The 15,169-nt window shown below is 59.9% G+C and carries 14 protein-coding genes; 8 read left to right on the top strand and 6 right to left on the bottom strand.

The features are described from left to right. The first annotated feature begins 9 nt into the window (after nt 1-9). Together selD and mnmH are read left to right on the top strand one after the other, a co-directional pair. Nucleotides 10-1,044, top strand: a complete 1,035-nt coding sequence (gene selD, locus EAH74_RS18480) for a selenide, water dikinase SelD (RefSeq protein ID WP_033057379.1) — start codon at nt 10-12, stop codon at nt 1,042-1,044. Beyond that, nucleotides 1,044-2,147: a tRNA 2-selenouridine(34) synthase MnmH gene (gene mnmH, locus EAH74_RS18475; protein ID WP_140680234.1), complete on the top strand. Its 1,104-nt coding sequence runs from the start codon at nt 1,044-1,046 to the stop codon at nt 2,145-2,147. Before selD ends, mnmH begins: the two co-directional genes overlap by 1 nt. 144 nt (nt 2,148-2,291) lie before the next feature. Here the strand turns inward: mnmH and EAH74_RS18470 are convergent, their stop codons facing one another. Further along, nucleotides 2,292-2,966, bottom strand: coding sequence for a histidine phosphatase family protein (locus EAH74_RS18470; protein ID WP_140680233.1), 675 nt, complete (start codon nt 2,964-2,966; stop codon nt 2,292-2,294). Between the two features lie 371 nt (nt 2,967-3,337). On the opposite strand from EAH74_RS18470, the gene EAH74_RS18465 reads away from it, so the two are divergent. The 3 genes from EAH74_RS18465 to hemB all read left to right on the top strand — a co-directional run bounded on the left by EAH74_RS18465 (nt 3,338) and on the right by hemB (nt 6,186). After that, nucleotides 3,338-4,036: a glutathione binding-like protein gene (locus EAH74_RS18465; protein ID WP_123366121.1), complete on the top strand. Its 699-nt coding sequence runs from the start codon at nt 3,338-3,340 to the stop codon at nt 4,034-4,036. A gap of 32 nt (nt 4,037-4,068) precedes the next feature. Further along, a complete protein-coding gene (locus EAH74_RS18460; RefSeq protein WP_140680232.1) occupies nt 4,069-4,911 on the top strand; it encodes a PhzF family phenazine biosynthesis protein in 843 nt (280 codons plus the stop codon). Nucleotides 4,912-5,211: 300 nt separating this feature from the next. Next, nucleotides 5,212-6,186 (top strand): porphobilinogen synthase, encoded by a 975-nt coding sequence (gene hemB, locus EAH74_RS18455; protein ID WP_140680231.1) that lies wholly within the window; start codon nt 5,212-5,214, stop codon nt 6,184-6,186. A gap of 89 nt (nt 6,187-6,275) precedes the next feature. On the opposite strand, the gene EAH74_RS18450 is transcribed toward hemB, so the two are convergent. Next, nucleotides 6,276-7,805: an FAD-dependent oxidoreductase gene (locus EAH74_RS18450; RefSeq protein ID WP_140680230.1), complete on the bottom strand. Its 1,530-nt coding sequence runs from the start codon at nt 7,803-7,805 to the stop codon at nt 6,276-6,278. A gap of 255 nt (nt 7,806-8,060) precedes the next feature. Between EAH74_RS18450 and EAH74_RS18445 the strand changes: the two genes are divergently transcribed. Next, the gene (locus EAH74_RS18445; protein WP_140680229.1) at nt 8,061-9,155 is read left to right on the top strand and encodes a DUF1615 domain-containing protein; all 1,095 of its coding nucleotides are present in this window, start codon (nt 8,061-8,063) and stop codon (nt 9,153-9,155) included. An 80-nt stretch (nt 9,156-9,235) separates the two neighbouring features. On the opposite strand, the gene EAH74_RS18440 is transcribed toward EAH74_RS18445, so the two are convergent. Beyond that, the gene (locus EAH74_RS18440; protein WP_140680228.1) at nt 9,236-9,754 is read right to left on the bottom strand and encodes a phage infection protein; all 519 of its coding nucleotides are present in this window, start codon (nt 9,752-9,754) and stop codon (nt 9,236-9,238) included. Between the two features lie 153 nt (nt 9,755-9,907). Further along, complete coding sequence (locus EAH74_RS18435) at nt 9,908-10,702, bottom strand: DUF4349 domain-containing protein (protein ID WP_140680226.1); 795 nt, start codon at nt 10,700-10,702, stop codon at nt 9,908-9,910. 163 nt (nt 10,703-10,865) lie between these two features. On the opposite strand from EAH74_RS18435, the gene EAH74_RS18430 reads away from it, so the two are divergent. After that, complete coding sequence (locus tag EAH74_RS18430; RefSeq protein WP_140680225.1) at nt 10,866-11,489, top strand: glutathione S-transferase; 624 nt, start codon at nt 10,866-10,868, stop codon at nt 11,487-11,489. 1 nt (nt 11,490) lies between these two features. On the opposite strand, the gene EAH74_RS18425 is transcribed toward EAH74_RS18430, so the two are convergent. Continuing rightward, nucleotides 11,491-11,931 carry a CBS domain-containing protein gene (locus EAH74_RS18425; RefSeq protein WP_123366129.1) on the bottom strand — a complete coding sequence of 147 codons (441 nt, stop codon included), beginning with the start codon at nt 11,929-11,931 and terminating at the stop codon, nt 11,491-11,493. Between the two features lie 425 nt (nt 11,932-12,356). On the opposite strand from EAH74_RS18425, the gene EAH74_RS18420 reads away from it, so the two are divergent. Then, entirely contained in the window at nt 12,357-14,717 is a 2,361-nt protein-coding gene (locus EAH74_RS18420) for a DNA polymerase II (RefSeq protein ID WP_161990860.1), read from the top strand. Here the strand turns inward: EAH74_RS18420 and EAH74_RS18415 are convergent. Beyond that, nucleotides 14,682-15,152: a DUF1810 domain-containing protein gene (locus EAH74_RS18415; RefSeq protein WP_140680223.1), complete on the bottom strand. Its 471-nt coding sequence runs from the start codon at nt 15,150-15,152 to the stop codon at nt 14,682-14,684. The two genes, EAH74_RS18420 and EAH74_RS18415, sit on opposite strands and share 36 nt — an antisense overlap. Nucleotides 15,153-15,169: the final 17 nt, after the last annotated feature.

Raw genomic sequence — 15,169 nt, 5'->3', positions numbered from 1 at the left:
TGTGTCCCCATGAGCGAACCGATTCGTTTGACCCAATACAGCCACGGTGCTGGATGTGGCTGCAAGATTTCTCCCCAAGTGCTGGAGGTGATTCTGGCCGGCAGCGGGGCGCAGAACCTTGACCCGAAACTCTGGGTCGGCAATGCCTCGCGCGATGACGCGGCGGTGTACGCCATCGATGAAGAACGCGGCGTGGTGTCGACCACTGACTTCTTTATGCCGATCGTCGACGACCCGTTCGATTTCGGCCGCATCGCTGCCACCAACGCCATCAGCGACATCTACGCCATGGGCGGCGATCCGTTGATGGCGATTGCGATTCTCGGCTGGCCGGTCAACGTACTGGCGCCAGAGATTGCCCGGGAAGTGATTCGCGGCGGGCGTTCGGTCTGCGATGAAGCCGGAATTCCGTTGGCCGGTGGACATTCCATCGACGCGCCGGAGCCGATCTTCGGCCTCGCCGTGACCGGTCTGGTGGAAAAGCGCCACATGAAGCGCAACGACACCGCCACCGCCGGTTGCCTGCTCTACCTCACCAAACCGCTGGGCATCGGCATCCTCACCACCGCCGAGAAGAAGGGTAAATTGCGCCATGCCGACATCGGCCTGGCCCGCGACTGGATGTGCACCCTGAACAAACCCGGCAGCCGCTTCGGCAAACTCGAGTGCGTCACCGCGATGACCGACGTCACCGGTTTCGGCCTGCTGGGGCATTTGGTGGAAATGGCCGACGGCAGCAACGTGACCGCTCGCATCGAGTACGACCGCGTACCGCGTCTGCCGGGTGTCGAGTATTACCTCGACCAAGGCTGCGTGCCGGGCGGGACGCTGCGCAACTTCGACAGCTACGCCAGCAAGCTTGGGCGTCTTCAGGAAATGCACAAACGCGTGCTCTGCGATCCGCAGACCAGCGGTGGCCTGCTGGTTGCGGTCACCCCCGAAGGCAACGAACACTTCCTCAAAGTAGCCGCCGAGCTGGGCCTGACCCTTGAGCCGATCGGCGAACTGATCGAGCGACAGACGAACGCGGTTGAGGTGTTTTGATGTCCATCGACTTCACCGATTACCGCGACATCTTCCTCAACGACCGGCCGATGATGGATACACGTGCGCCGGTCGAATTTCTCAAGGGCTCATTCCCCGGCGTGGTCAACCTGCCGCTGATGAATGACCTCGAGCGTGAGCAGATTGGCACCTGTTACAAGCAACATGGTCAGCAGGCGGCCATTGAGCTCGGGCAACGGCTGGTCTGCGGCGACGTCAAGGATCAACGCGTCCGGGCCTGGGTCGAGTTTGCCCGGGCCAATCCTGATGGCTACTTGTTCTGTTTTCGCGGCGGCTTGCGTTCTCAGATCGTCCAGCAATGGATCAAGGAGGAGGCCGGCATTGACTATCCACGAATCGGTGGTGGTTATAAGGCGATGCGGACCTTTCTGCTGGATACCGTCGATCAGGCGGTTGCCCAGTGTGACTTCGTCTTGCTGGGCGGCATGACCGGCACCGGCAAGACCGAGGTACTCACGCAATTGAGTAACAGCCTGGATCTGGAGGACCATGCTAATCATCGAGGTTCCAGTTTTGGCAAACGGGCCACAGGCCAACCGAACAACATCGATTTCGAGAACCGACTGGCCGTGGATGTGTTGAAGAAACGCGCCAACGGTATCGAGCAATTCGTCCTGGAAGACGAGAGTCGCATGGTCGGCAGTTGTGCCTTGCCGCTGCCGTTGTACAAGGGCATGCAAGAGTTTTCGATGGTCTGGCTGGAGGACAGTGTCGAAGGTCGGGTTGAGCGGATTCTGCAAGATTACGTGATCAACCTGTACGCCGAATTTGTCGCTGTGTACGGCGAGCAAGGGTTCGCGCTGTATTCCGAACGGCTGATTTCAAGTTTGAACAATATTCACCGACGCCTGGGCGGCGAGCGTTACCAGCGCATGCTTTTGCAAATGGAAAGTGCCCTGGAAGAGCAGGCGCGCTCCGGATCTGTCGAGCAGTTTCGGGACTGGATTGAAGTGTTGCTTCGCGAGTATTACGACCCGATGTATGCGTTTCAGCGGGAGAAGAAAGGGGATCGCATTGAATTCGTCGGGGAGCGGGCTGCAGTGCTCGAATACTTGCGCGAGCGGGTCAGTCAACGAGATTGATGGTGTTTTTTCCGGCCCCATCGCGAGCAAGCTCGCTCCCACATTAGATTTTCAGTGAACATGGATTTTGTGTATCACCGAGATCCAGTGTGGGAGCGAGCTTGCTCGCGATGAGGCCCTGGCAGGCGCCAAATCTCTTAAAGCTTACGTCGGGCAGGTCTGCGAACCGTTATTCAGACCTTGCTTGTAGCTGTGGCTCACCAGGCTGGCCTTGCCGTTGTGCCAGGTCAGGGTGAGCACGTACAGCGAGTCGTAGTCGCTGGATTCCCAGTCATCGGTGATGGTTTGTTTCTTGCCGACGGCATCCCCGGCAACCTTGTTGATCAGTTCGGGCAGGTAGCCGTGGGACCAGGCGGTGTAGATGACCGAGTTGTGGTACTTGTCTTGCAGCAATTCATCCGCGAGGTCGCTGGTGTCATTGGCCGAAAAGTTGATGTTCACCGGTAAACCGAGCTTGATCGCGCTGGGGCTGATGGTCAGCAGGGGGCGGATGTAACTGTAGGAATTGTCCTGTTCGCCTTCTTCGACATTGCGCGTCGGGTTGGCGGCAAACACGTAGTTGGCCTTGCCGAATTTTTCCGGCAGCAAGGTGGCCAGGTCGATGGCACGGTTCAGGCCCTGGCAGTTGAGTTGGCCGAGGCCGCCTTCGGGTTTTTCCGCGTGGCGCAGGAACACCAGCGTCTGGGTGCCGTCCGCCGGTTGCGCGCGGCTTTCGCGGGACTCCAGCACCAGAAACAACGCACCAGCCGCCAGCAGGGCGGGCAGTAACAGAAAAGCGCGATGTTTGAAGCGGTTGGCGAATTTCAGAGGGTTCATCATGGAATTAAGGGTTCTTCAGCACATTCGGTTAAGGCTGACAAACCTTTACACCGCGAAATTCCTGCGTCGGGTGTTTTCCATGTCGTTAAGCCGGTCAGTTTCATAGTGGGCAGAGCTCAGAGTCCCCTAATAACCATTTGGTTCGATTCCGGCGGGTGCGCAGCAATGTACCGGTAACCTTGAACGGTTTGGAGCTTAGGTTATTAACAGGATGTTGCGAATTTGTGGACACGTTACACGTAGTGGGGGTGGACGCAGGCTGCAATCTTTTGATCATGTTCATCAGCGATATCAATAACACCAAAGGGTCGCCGTTCTTCGGCCGCTCACATTATGATCGTCACTCTCAATTTTCTCGTGGATCCTTTCTCATGACCGATCTGTCCGCGTTCCCGATTACCCAAAAATGGCCGGCTCACTATCCCGAGTGGATTCAGCTTTACTCCTTGCCGACACCCAACGGCGTCAAGGTGTCGATCATGCTCGAAGAGATCGGACTGCCCTACGAACCGCATCGTGTGGGCTTCGACACCAACGATCAGATGTCCCCCGAATTCCTGTCGCTGAACCCCAACAACAAGATTCCGGCGATACTCGACCCCCACGGTCCAGGGGACCAACCCCTGGCGCTGTTCGAGTCCGGGGCGATTCTGATTTACCTGGCGGACAAGAGCGGGCAACTGCTGGCCCAGGAATCGGCGGCCCGATACGAGACCATTCAGTGGCTGATGTTTCAGATGGGCGGTATCGGGCCGATGTTTGGCCAGCTCGGCTTTTTCAACAAATTTGCCGGCAAAGACTATGAGGACAAGCGTCCCCGCGACCGCTACGTCGATGAAAGCAAGCGCTTGCTTAATGTGCTCAATAACCGCCTGGAAGGGCGCGACTGGATCATGGGCGAGCGCTACACCATCGCGGACATCGCGACCTTCCCCTGGGTGCGCAACCTGATCGGCTTCTATGAGGCCGGTGACCTGGTGGGCATAAAGGACTTCACCAACGTCACGCGGGTGCTGGAGCGCTTTCTGGCGCGGCCGGCGGTGATGCGAGGGCTGGAAATCCCCAAGTAAACGCTTCGATTTGATCAAGACCAGGGCAGGCCATGCACTCATTCGATTTCAAGCAAGTAGATGTCTTCAGTCGTGTTGCGCTCAAGGGCAATCCGTTGGCGGTGGTGTTCGGCGCCGATGAGCTCAGTGATGAGCGCATGGCGGCGTTCGCCAGCTGGACCAACCTCAGCGAAACCACATTCATACTCGAACCGCGCGATCCTCGCGCCGATTATCGCGTGCGGATCTTCACCACCCTGAAGGAATTGCCGTTCGCCGGCCATCCGACATTGGGCACCTGCCATGCGTGGCTGGAGGCCGGTGGCGTGCCCAAGGGTGAAGAGATTATTCAGGAGTGCGGCGTGGGGCTGGTACGGGTTCGTCGACAAGGGGCAGAGCTGGCCTTTCTCGCGCCGCCATTGCTCAAAACCGGGCCGGTGGAGGCGGATGTGGCGGAAAGGGTGCGGCGGGGGCTCGGGCTGGAATCGGGGGCGATTGTGCGCACTCAGTGGGTCGACAACGGTGCCGGATGGCTGGCCGTGATGGTCGAGGATCGCCAGCAGGTGCTGGACCTGCAACCGGATCATTCGCAAATGCTCGGCCTGGCCGTCGGTGTCATCGCACCATGGCATCCCGAGCGCGATGGCGATGACGCACAGTTCGAAGTGCGAGCGTTCATCTCCGGTGACGGTATGCCGGAAGACCCCGCCACCGGTAGCCTGAACGCCGGAATTGCCCAATGGTTGCTCAGCGAAGGACTGGCGCCGGCGTCCTATGTGGTCAGCCAGGGCCTGACCATGGGCCGCGCCGGACGCATTCAGGTCGAGCAAGTGGGCGACGAGATCTGGATTGGCGGCGCGGTCGTGACCTGCATCAGCGGAACCTTGACTCTCTAGCAGAACTTGCCGCAAAACCCTGTAGCAGCTGCCGAGCCCGCGAGGCTGCGTTCGGCCGCGAAGCGGTCGTAAAACCTGCAACCGTGTTCTTTCAGTAGATCGCGTTCACCGGACTACGACCGCTTCGCGGCCGAACGCAGCCTCGCGGGCTCGGCAGCTGCTACAGGCTTGTATCGCGGTGATTATTGCCGAACCGGTAAGGGCTTATTCCGCGTCTGAGGTTTGTGCCCTGCAAGGTCCAGGGCATAAGCTTCGCCCCCTTACGACTTTCGTCTCGTCCTCCGTTTTCAGGAACCCCTCATGTCCAGTCAGTTCCCCGAAGCACGTCCACGCCGTCTGCGCCGCAATGCGAGCCTGCGCAGCCTGTTCCAGGAAACCGAGTTCAGCTTGAGCGATCTGGTGCTGCCGATTTTCGTCGAGGAAGAGATCGACGACTTTGTACCGATCAAAAGCATGCCCGGTGTGATGCGTATTCCGGAGTCGAAACTGGCGGGTGAGATCGAGCGTTATGCCCGCGCCGGGATCAAGTCGGTGATGACGTTCGGCGTGTCGCACCATTTGGACGGCAACGGCAGCGACACCTGGAGCGACAACGGTCTGGTGTCGCGCATGTCGCGCATCGCCAAGGACGCCGTGCCAGACATGATTGTGATGTCCGACACCTGCTTCTGTGAGTACACCGACCACGGCCATTGTGGCGTACTGCACAACCATGAGGTCGACAATGATCAGACCCTGATCAACCTCAGCAAACAAGCGGTGGCCGCAGCCCGTGCCGGTGCCGATGTGATCGCCCCGTCGGCCGCCATGGACGGGCAGGTTCAGGCCATTCGCCGGGCGCTCGATGAAGCGGGTTTCAACCAGACCGCGATCATGGCCTATTCGACCAAGTTTGCCTCGGCGCTCTATGGACCGTTCCGTGAAGCCGGCGGCAGCGCACTCAAGGGCGACCGCAAAAGCTATCAGATGAACCCGATGAACCGCCGCGAAGCCGTGCGCGAATCACTGATGGATGAGCAGGAAGGTGCCGACGCGCTGATGGTCAAACCGGCCGGCGCATACCTGGACATCATCCGCGACATCCGTGAAGCCTCGCGTTTGCCGCTGTCGGCGTATCAGGTGAGCGGCGAGTACGCGATGATCAAATTCGCCGCCCAGGCCGGGGCGATCGATGAGGCTCGCGTGGTGCGTGAGAGTCTTGGCGCGATCAAGCGGGCAGGGGCGGATCTGATCTTCACCTACTTCGCGATGGACCTGGCGCTGGCCGGGATCTGATCAAGATCAAAAGATCGCAGCCTGCGGCAGCTCCTACAGGAATTTGAGTCCACCTGTAGGAGCTGCCGCAGGCTGCGATCTTTTGATCCTCAGCCGAAAAACGGCCTGATCCCGTGGTCCCGGAAGTACCGCTCGATCACCTTGGGATCGGCAGAGTTGTCGGCAATCGCCACATACGTATCCGGCCGCAACAGGTAAAACCCGTTACGCCCCAGGCCAGCCGCTTCAAACGCCGGCCGCCAGTCAAACACATGCAACGGCAAATGATGTTCGTGGCACCAGGCGATCATTTCGTCGCTGGTATCGCCGTACACATGCACCTGCCAGGTCGGACACTTCAGCGATTCGAAATTGTCCCCCTCACCATCGTGAGCCCAAGGCAGGCGGTCGCCACCGTGAACATGACCGGCAACGCCCGTGCTCAACGGCATTGCGCGATAATTCAGGGTGATCTGCGACACCGTGCGAAACAGGAACTCGCGGGACGCCTCAAACGATGCCATTTTCGGAATCACGAACGGCGCCAGACGCGTGCGCAGCAAATCGGCCATGCGCCCTTCGGCCGTGACGAAACTGAACACCCTATCGGTGGTGGCGACCAGTTTGCGAGCAAACGCGATGCGCTCGGTTTCGTAAGTGTCGAGGAGTTTGGCCTCAGCGCCGCCGCTCAACACCGCCGCGAGTTTCCAGGCGAGGTTGATGGCATCGCCAATGCCGGTGTTCATGCCTTGGCCACCGGCGGGGCTGTGGACGTGGGCGGCATCACCCAATAGAAACGCACGCCCGGTGCTAAAATGATCCGCCACACGATGATGCACGCGGTAGGTCGAGAACCAGTTCAGTTGCTCGATCTTTACTTTCATATGCTCGATGGCCCGGCTGCTGACGTCTTCAAATTGCAGGGTGTCGGCCTGGTCGGCGCGCTCGTCGCGTACGGTGCCGATCAGACGGGCGCGGCCTTCACCGGCCAAGGGAAACACCGCGAGAAAATCCGCTTCATCGAGATCCACGTGCAGTTCGCCGTTAAATGTCGGCCCGCTGGCCTGCACGTCGGCGACGTAGAAAATCTGCTGGTAGGTGCCGCCGGGAAATCCGGTGTCCAGGGTCTTGCGCACGATCGACCGGGCACCGTCGCAACCCGCCAGATAGCAGGCCTGGCAGGTTTCCTCCTGACCATCGGCCAAGCGCAGATAGGCGGTGATGCCGTCACCGGTTTCCATGAAACTCTCCAGCGTCGTGTTGCGCTCGACCTTGATGCCAAAGGCTTCGAGGCGGTCGATCAGCAGCCGTTCGTGTTCATCCTGAGGAAAGATTTCGAGGAACGCATAGGGCGTCAGGCCTTCGCCGATGCGGGTCAACGGCAAGCGCGCCACGGGTTCGCCCTTGACCCAGAAGTTCGCCGCGGCCACTCGATGACCGTTCTGCACAATGGCATTGCTGAGGTCGAGCTGGCGATACAGCTCCAGCGTCCGGGCCTGGACGGCCAGCGCCCGCGACGTGGTTCCGGGTGCCGACGTCTTGTCGATGATGCGCACTTGCACGCCAAGCTTGCTCAGCCACAGCGCCAACACCAGTCCGGTCGGGCCGGCGCCGATGATCAGTACGTCGCTACGGTTCATGAACTGTCCTCCTCGGTGTGTGGCTCAAGTATGGTTCAGCCGCGACAGACGGGCAGGTTGTCTGCCAAACGGAAAAAGGCCCCGCAGCCCTGCGTTATTTCAGGTAAACCTCATTCATCGAACTACGACTGCGACGTCCGAACGCAGCCTCGCAGGCTCGGCAGCTGCGGAACAGTTGGGGGCGGCGAGAGTCATAGCCTGCGCCATGCCATTGATCGTATGGTTACCCCGGCTCAACGGATTTGATGGAGCAACATGCAAGCCAATCGATTGATGATGAGCGTCGCCGCGCTGCTGTTGCTGGCAGGTTGCGGCACTCAGCGCACGCAAGAGCTCCCTGTGCGCAAGCCTGCCGAGGTCAAGGCTGAGATCGTGAGCCTGCTGCCGGCCAAAACCGCCGATCGCCAGGGCTGGGCTACCGATATTTACGCAGCATTTGCTGCCCAGAACATTTATCCATCCACCCAAAATTTGTGCTCGGTACTGGCGGTCACCGAGCAGGAGTCGACTTTTCAGGTGGACCCGCCGGTACCGGGCCTGGGCAAAATCGCCCGCGAGGAGATCGACCGCCGCGCCGACAAAGCCCACATTCCCGGCTTGCTGGTGAGCGGTGCGCTGCAGGTGAGTTCATCCAACGGCAAAAGCTATCGCGACCGACTCAATGCGGCGCGCAGCGAAAAAGAGCTCAGCGCGATCTTCGATGATTTCATCGGCATGGTGCCCATGGGCCGGACGCTGTTTGGTGGGTTCAACCCGGTGCACACCGGTGGGCCGATGCAGGTCAGCATCGATTTCGCCGAGCAACAGGCGAAGGCGTATCCGTACCCGGTGGACAGCTCGATCCGTCATGAAGTGTTCAGTCGTCGCGGCGGCCTGTACTTCGGTATCGCCCACTTGCTCGGTTATCCGGTGAGCTACAAACAACCGCTGTATCGCTTTGCCGATTTCAATGCCGGTTGGTACGCCAGTCGCAATGCCGCGTTTCAGAACGCGGTGAGTCGCGCGTCGGGCATACCGCTGGCGCTGGATGGTGACCTGGTCCGCTACGATTCGATCATGCCTGGCACTACGGAATTGGCGGTGCGCACCCTCGGCAAGCAACTGGGCATGCGCAATCCGACCATTCGGGACCAATTGGAGGAGGGCAAAAACTTCGAATTCGAGGACACCCAGCTCTATGCACGGGTTTTCGCCCTGGCCGAAAAGGCGGAAGGTCGGCCATTACCGCGTGCGGTGTTGCCGGGGATCGTGCTGCAAAGCCCGAAAATCACCCGCAAACTCACCACGGCGTGGTTTGCCAAGCGGGTCGATGAGCGTTATCAGCGTTGCATGGCGCAGGCCGGCAAGTGACCGACCGCAAAAAACAGGCGTAAAAAAACCCGGCTGATGAGGCCGGGTTTTTCATTGAGTACTGCGGTAAAACCATTCATTTATGCAGCGCGGCTTTCGATCAAACGATCCGAACCACCTTCAGCGACGCGGTTTTCGATCAGGCGATCAGAACCACCTTCAGCAACGCGTTTCTCGATCAAACGATCCGAACCACCTTCAGCGACGCGTTTCTCGATCAGACGATCTGAACCACCTTCAGCGACGCGGTTTTCGATCAGGCGATCGGAACCACCTTCAGCAACGCGTTTCTCGATCAGACGATCCGAACCACCTTCAGCGACGCGGTTTTCGATCAGACGATCGGAACCACCTTCGGCAACGCGTTTCTCGATCAGACGATCCGAACCACCTTCAGCCACGCGGTTTTCGATCAGGCGATCGGAACCACCTTCGGCAACGCGTTTCTCGATCAAACGGTCGGAACCACCTTCAGCCACACGACTTTCAATCAGACGATCCGAGCCGCCTTCAGCGACAACCGGGTGAACAGAGGTAGCGGCGAAAGCGTTAACTGCAAAAACCGAGAAAGCGATGCTGAGGATAGTTTGGCGTTTCATGATGGTGTGCTCCGGGGTGTAGTTGTTGGGTCTGGAGCTGATGTTACGCCGCGGATTTTTTATGAGAACTTCATTGCCGTGATGGTGAACATCGACGGCAATGATAGGAAGGACGACGCACCCCACGCGAGCGTGATGTTTCAGTTCAACGACTCAGGTGCGCCGGCGAACAAACTTGCGCCACAGCCAGACCCACAGCATGAACAGCGGGAAGGCCAGAATCAGGAAGGGCAGGGCATAGCTGAGTTTTTCCAGTGCATCGGCGGCGCCATCGGCCAGGTTGTCCAGCAAATTGCCGAACGCTTGACTCAGGTGCGACGAGCGACTGCTGGCGCCGGTCGGCAGGAACGACAGCGTGACCCGATTGGTGTCCAGACGGCGCTGGTGTCCGGCGGCGATCTGGGCCAGGGCTTGGAGGTCGTTTTCGATCCCCGCCTGCTCTTTGCTCAAGGTAATCAGATCCGTGACGCTGATGTCTTTGCGGGTCGCCAACTCATCCAGACGTTGCTGCTGAGCCTTGAGCCGCTCTTGGCGCCGACGAGTGTCGTCCACGGCATCGGCCAGGTCTTCGGCGCTGGTGATCCGTTGACCCAGTTCCCCACCCTCGGCCGCCATCGTGACCAGCGGTTCGACGCCCGCGGGGGCAATGCGCAAAGTGATCTCGGCGCGGCCGGCGCCTTGCTCGATACGCAGAACGTTACAGACCCCGAAGCGTGCGGTTTCGCAGGCCTCGCGTGTGGCCAGCAAGCGCGGCGCGATTTGCGCCTGGGGCAGCAACAGTTGCAGTTCGTGCTCATAGGCGAGCATGGCGCCACCGCGCCCTTGTTCACCGGCTAGACTGGCCGATGACGAGTGTTCGCTCGGCGAGCAGCCACTCAAGGCCAGGCCTGCCAGTAGAAACCCATAGAGACGAAGAAACGGGGCGAGACCGCCATCCTGTTGGCGCATGTTCTTTCCTTGAAGTGTGCAGTAGAGCTTGAGCCGCGACGGGTAGTCATGAGTGCGGTCCGGGAGGCGTATCTTACCTGTATCGCCCGGCCCGATGGCAGGGAACGTGCCTCGTGCCCACTCGTCTGCTGACTCAATTTTCGTTTCGCCAGGAGCGTGCGATATGTACCAGCTATACGGACACCAGAACTCCGGCGCTGCCGCGATAGAAGCGGCATTGGAGCTTTGCGAAATTCCTTACCGCTTCATCGACGTTGAATCCTCTCCCGAGGCGACCCACGCGCTGGAGAAACTCAATCCGCTCAAGCAGATCCCGACCCTGCAATTGCCCGATGGCAGCGTTCTCACCGAGAGCGCGGCGATTCTGATTCACCTGGGGCTCACGTTCCCCAAATCAAACCTGCTGCCGACAAACACCGCCGCGCGGGATCAGGCCATTCGCGGCCTGGTGTACATCGTCAGCAATTGCTATTCGGCGATTGGCATCATCGATTACCCCGAGCGTTGGTTGGCCGAGGCGGATGAATCGTCCAGGCAAAACCTCATGGCCGGCGCCCGCGTGCGACTGCACAGGAGTTGGGAGGTGTTTGCCGATCAGTTTTCGGGCGATTTGTATCTGGGCGATGAGACGCCGGGGGCGCTGGATGTGCTGGCGGCGGTGGTTTCCAGATGGGCGGGCAGCCGGGAGTATTTACGCAGTGCAAGACCCGGGTTTTTCGCGTGGCTTACGCGCATCGACCGGCACCCGACATTGGCACCGGTCTTCGCGCGGCATTGGCCGGATTGATCTATTCGCCGCGGATGTACTGCTCCAACTGGCGAATCAGCTCAGCCTGTTCGGCGATGGCCTCCTTGACCAGGTCGCCGATCGACAGCAAGCCGATCAACTGGCCGTTTTCCACCACCGGCAAGTGGCGCAGGCGTTTGTCGGACATGATGCCCATGCAGGTTTCGACGGTTTGATGGGTGTCCACGGTGATCACCGGCGACACCATGATGTCTTCGACCGGTGTACCGACGGAGGAGCGGCCCTTGAGCACGAGTTTGCGCGCATAGTCACGCTCGCTGATGATGCCCACGACCTCGCCATTCTTCAGGACCGGCAAAGCCCCGACGTTTTTGGCGGCCATGACCATCAGCGCTTCCAGCACCATTTGATGCGGTGCAATGGTGTGGACTTCATGATTCTGTTCAGCCTTTAACTTCAGCAGTTGGGCGACGGTTTTCATGGCAGTTTCTCAGGTGTTGTCGTTGTCCTTGAAGAATCGTAGACACAGGCGCTGAGGGCAAGGCAGAAAGCGGCAGATAACGCGCAAAAAACGCCATTCAGCGGTTTTTCTTTCGAATATCTCCGTACCAGGTCGATAAACACCTGCAATCTGGCAGCGACTTCAAGAGCCACCCCTCACCCCAGCCCTCTCCCCACAGGGGAGAGGGGAAAGGGAGCCGATCTTCATGGTTTTCGAACTTGAGTTCGACTCAATTTTCTCGGTCGCAATATCTCTTGAAAACAACTCGGTCAGTCCCCTCTACCCCGTGGGGAGAGGGTTAGGGTGGGGGGTCGAGCCAAAGGCTGCCAAATCCATAAGCCACCACGCTCTCCCTCCCGATCCCGCGTAGAATCTCCCTCTGAATCAGATTCGAGGTTGCAGTGGTGGATTTACAGCGGGGCTTCGTCCTGACCCGGCATTGGCGCGATACCCCGGCCGGTACGGAAGTCGAGTTCTGGCTGGCGACCGACACCGGTCCCCAGCGGATCCGCCTGCCTCATCAACCGTCGGTGGCGTTCATCCCCGCAGCCCAGCGCGAGCAGGCCGAAGTGCTGCTGCGCGGCGAAAAGAACGTCGAGCTGCGGCCGTTGGCGTTGCTGGATTTCGAGCACCGTCCGGTGCTCGGTCTGTATTGCCAGCAGCACGGTCAGCTTATGCGTCTGGAAACCGCGCTGCGCAAGGCCGGCGTCGACATGTTCGAAGCCGATGTGCGTCCGCCGGAACGCTACATGATGGAGCGTTTCATCACCGCGCCGGTCCGGTTCAGTGGCACGCCGAACACCGAGGGCCTGCTGCTCGATGCGCAGATGAAACCCGACCCCGACTATCGCCCGAGCCTCAGGCTGGTCTCCCTGGACATCGAAACCACCGCTCAGGGCGAGCTGTACTCCATCGCCCTGGAAGGCTGCGGCGAGCGCCAGGTCTACATGCTCGGCCCGCCCAATGGCGACGACAGCGAGGTGGATTTTCAGCTCGAATACTGCGATTCCCGAACCCTGCTACTGAAAAAACTCAACGAATGGTTCGCCCGCCATGACCCCGACGCCATCATCGGCTGGAACGTGGTGCAATTCGACCTGCGCGTACTGCACGAACACGCCCGGCGCCTGGCGGTGCCGCTGAAACTGGGGCGTGGCGGTGAAGAAATGCAGTGGCGCGAACACGGTAGCCGAAACCATTACTTCGCCTCGGCCACCGGCCGGCTGATCATCGACGGCATCGAATCCCTGCGCTCGGCGACCTGGAGTTTCCCCTCGTTCAGCCTGGAAAACGTCGCACAAACCCTGCTTGGCGAGGGCAAGTCGATCGACAATCCGTACCAGCGCATGGACGAAATCAACCGCATGTTCGCCGAGGACAAACCGGCCCTGGCCAAGTACAACCTCAAGGACTGCGAGCTGGTGACGCGGATTTTCGCCAAGACCGAGCTGCTGACCTTTCTGCTGGAACGGGCCAGCGTCACCGGTTTGCCGGCGGATCGCAGCGGTGGCTCGGTGGCGGCGTTCACGCACCTTTACATGCCGCTGATGCACCGCCAGGGTTTCGTTGCGCCCAATCTCGGCGGCAAGCCCGCTGAAGCCAGCCCCGGCGGTTTTGTCATGGACTCGCAACCGGGCCTGTACGAGTCGGTGCTGGTGCTCGATTACAAAAGCCTCTATCCATCGATCATCCGAACCTTCCTCATCGACCCGGTGGGCTTGATCGAGGGGCTTAAACATCCCGATGACAGCGAGTCGGTGCCAGGCTTTCGTGGTGCGCGTTTTTCCAGAACCCGGCATTGCCTGCCCGCCATCGTCGCCCGGGTCGCCGAAGGTCGCGAAACCGCCAAACGCGAACACAATGCACCGCTATCCCAGGCCCTGAAGATCATCATGAACGCCTTTTACGGCGTGCTCGGTTCCAGCGGTTGCCGCTTCTTCGACACACGCCTGGCGTCGTCCATCACGCTGCGCGGTCACGAGATCATGCTGCGTACGCGACAGCTGATCGAAGCCCAGGGCCACACGGTGATTTACGGCGACACGGACTCAACCTTCGTCTGGCTGCGCCGTGCCCATGGTCAGCAGGAAGCCGCGCAGATTGGCCGCGCGCTGGTGGATCACGTCAACCAGTGGTGGCGCGAGCATGTGCAGCAGCAATACGGTCTGGAAAGTGCGTTGGAGTTGCAGTTCGAAACCCACTACAAACGCTTTCTGATGCCGACCATTCGCGGCGCCGAGGAGGGCAGCAAGAAGCGCTATGCGGGGCTTGTGACTCGCGCCGATGGCACCGACGAAATGGTCTACAAAGGCCTGGAAACCGTGCGCACCGACTGGTCGCCGCTGGCCCGGCAATTCCAGCAGGAGTTGTACCTGCGCATCTTCAATCGCAAACCCTATCAGGAGTATGTGCGCGACTACGTGCGCAAGACGTTGGCGGGGGAGTTCGACGATCGCCTGATCTACCGCAAGCGCCTGCGCCGCACCCTCGATGACTATCAGCGCAACGTGCCGCCCCACGTGCGGGCCGCGCGGATGGCCGATGATTACAACGACCAGCAGGGCCGCCCGCGGCAATACCAGAACGGTGGCTGGATCAGTTACGTGATCACCGTCGCCGGGCCCGAGCCGCTGGAAATCCGCAGCGCGCCCATCGACTACGACCACTACGTCACCCGGCAACTGCAACCGGTGGCGGATGCCATTCTGCCCTTCGTGGACGACGACTTTTCAACCTTGATGGGTGGGCAATTGGGCCTGTTTTGAGTCCAGCAGCAACAACGTCCAGTCATCCAGGATGCCGTGGAAATACTGGTCCAGTGCTTGATGAAAGTCGCTGTTAGCGCCAGCAACCTGGGCGAACAGCGTCATGGAAGAGTGAAACTTGAGATTGTCGGGGTGACCGAAGATGGCCGCAATTGAGCTGTTTTCGATGTTCAGCACCAATTGCGTGCAGGTGCGCAGCCGTGAACCCAGCAGCGGATGATTGAGGTACGCCGCGGCTTCCTCTTTGGAACGTATGGCAAAGTGGCGGGACATCTCGCTGCCGCCCAATCCTGAGAGTTGCGGAAAGATGAACCACATCCAGTGACTGCGCTTGTGGCCGGCGTTCAGCTCGGCCTGGACCCGTTTGAACACCGGGTCCTGTGCCTGGATAAAGCGTTGCAGATTAAAGGAATCGTCCTGATCAGTGCTTCTCATGCCGAAGCCCTCTGACA

Origin of the sequence: Pseudomonas mandelii (assembly GCF_006438925.1) — a bacterium.
GTDB lineage: Bacteria > Pseudomonadota > Gammaproteobacteria > Pseudomonadales > Pseudomonadaceae > Aquipseudomonas > Aquipseudomonas mandelii_C.
The sequence above is the reverse complement of the archived record's forward strand: the minus strand, read 5'-3'. Positions and strand labels throughout refer to the sequence as shown.

Coding starts and splice junctions, on each gene's coding strand:
- EAH74_RS18445 (WP_140680229.1), top strand. CDS start 8,061: ATGCAAGCCAATCGATTGATGATGAGCGTCGCCGCGCTGCTGTTGCTG.
- hemB (WP_140680231.1), top strand. CDS start 5,212: ATGTCCAGTCAGTTCCCCGAAGCACGTCCACGCCGTCTGCGCCGCAAT.
- EAH74_RS18440 (WP_140680228.1), bottom strand. CDS start 9,754: ATGAAACGCCAAACTATCCTCAGCATCGCTTTCTCGGTTTTTGCAGTT.
- EAH74_RS18460 (WP_140680232.1), top strand. CDS start 4,069: ATGCACTCATTCGATTTCAAGCAAGTAGATGTCTTCAGTCGTGTTGCG.
- EAH74_RS18470 (WP_140680233.1), bottom strand. CDS start 2,966: ATGATGAACCCTCTGAAATTCGCCAACCGCTTCAAACATCGCGCTTTT.
- mnmH (WP_140680234.1), top strand. CDS start 1,044: ATGTCCATCGACTTCACCGATTACCGCGACATCTTCCTCAACGACCGG.
- EAH74_RS18425 (WP_123366129.1), bottom strand. CDS start 11,931: ATGAAAACCGTCGCCCAACTGCTGAAGTTAAAGGCTGAACAGAATCAT.
- EAH74_RS18430 (WP_140680225.1), top strand. CDS start 10,866: ATGTACCAGCTATACGGACACCAGAACTCCGGCGCTGCCGCGATAGAA.
- EAH74_RS18415 (WP_140680223.1), bottom strand. CDS start 15,152: ATGAGAAGCACTGATCAGGACGATTCCTTTAATCTGCAACGCTTTATC.
- EAH74_RS18450 (WP_140680230.1), bottom strand. CDS start 7,805: ATGAACCGTAGCGACGTACTGATCATCGGCGCCGGCCCGACCGGACTG.
- EAH74_RS18465 (WP_123366121.1), top strand. CDS start 3,338: ATGACCGATCTGTCCGCGTTCCCGATTACCCAAAAATGGCCGGCTCAC.
- EAH74_RS18435 (WP_140680226.1), bottom strand. CDS start 10,702: ATGCGCCAACAGGATGGCGGTCTCGCCCCGTTTCTTCGTCTCTATGGG.
- selD (WP_033057379.1), top strand. CDS start 10: ATGAGCGAACCGATTCGTTTGACCCAATACAGCCACGGTGCTGGATGT.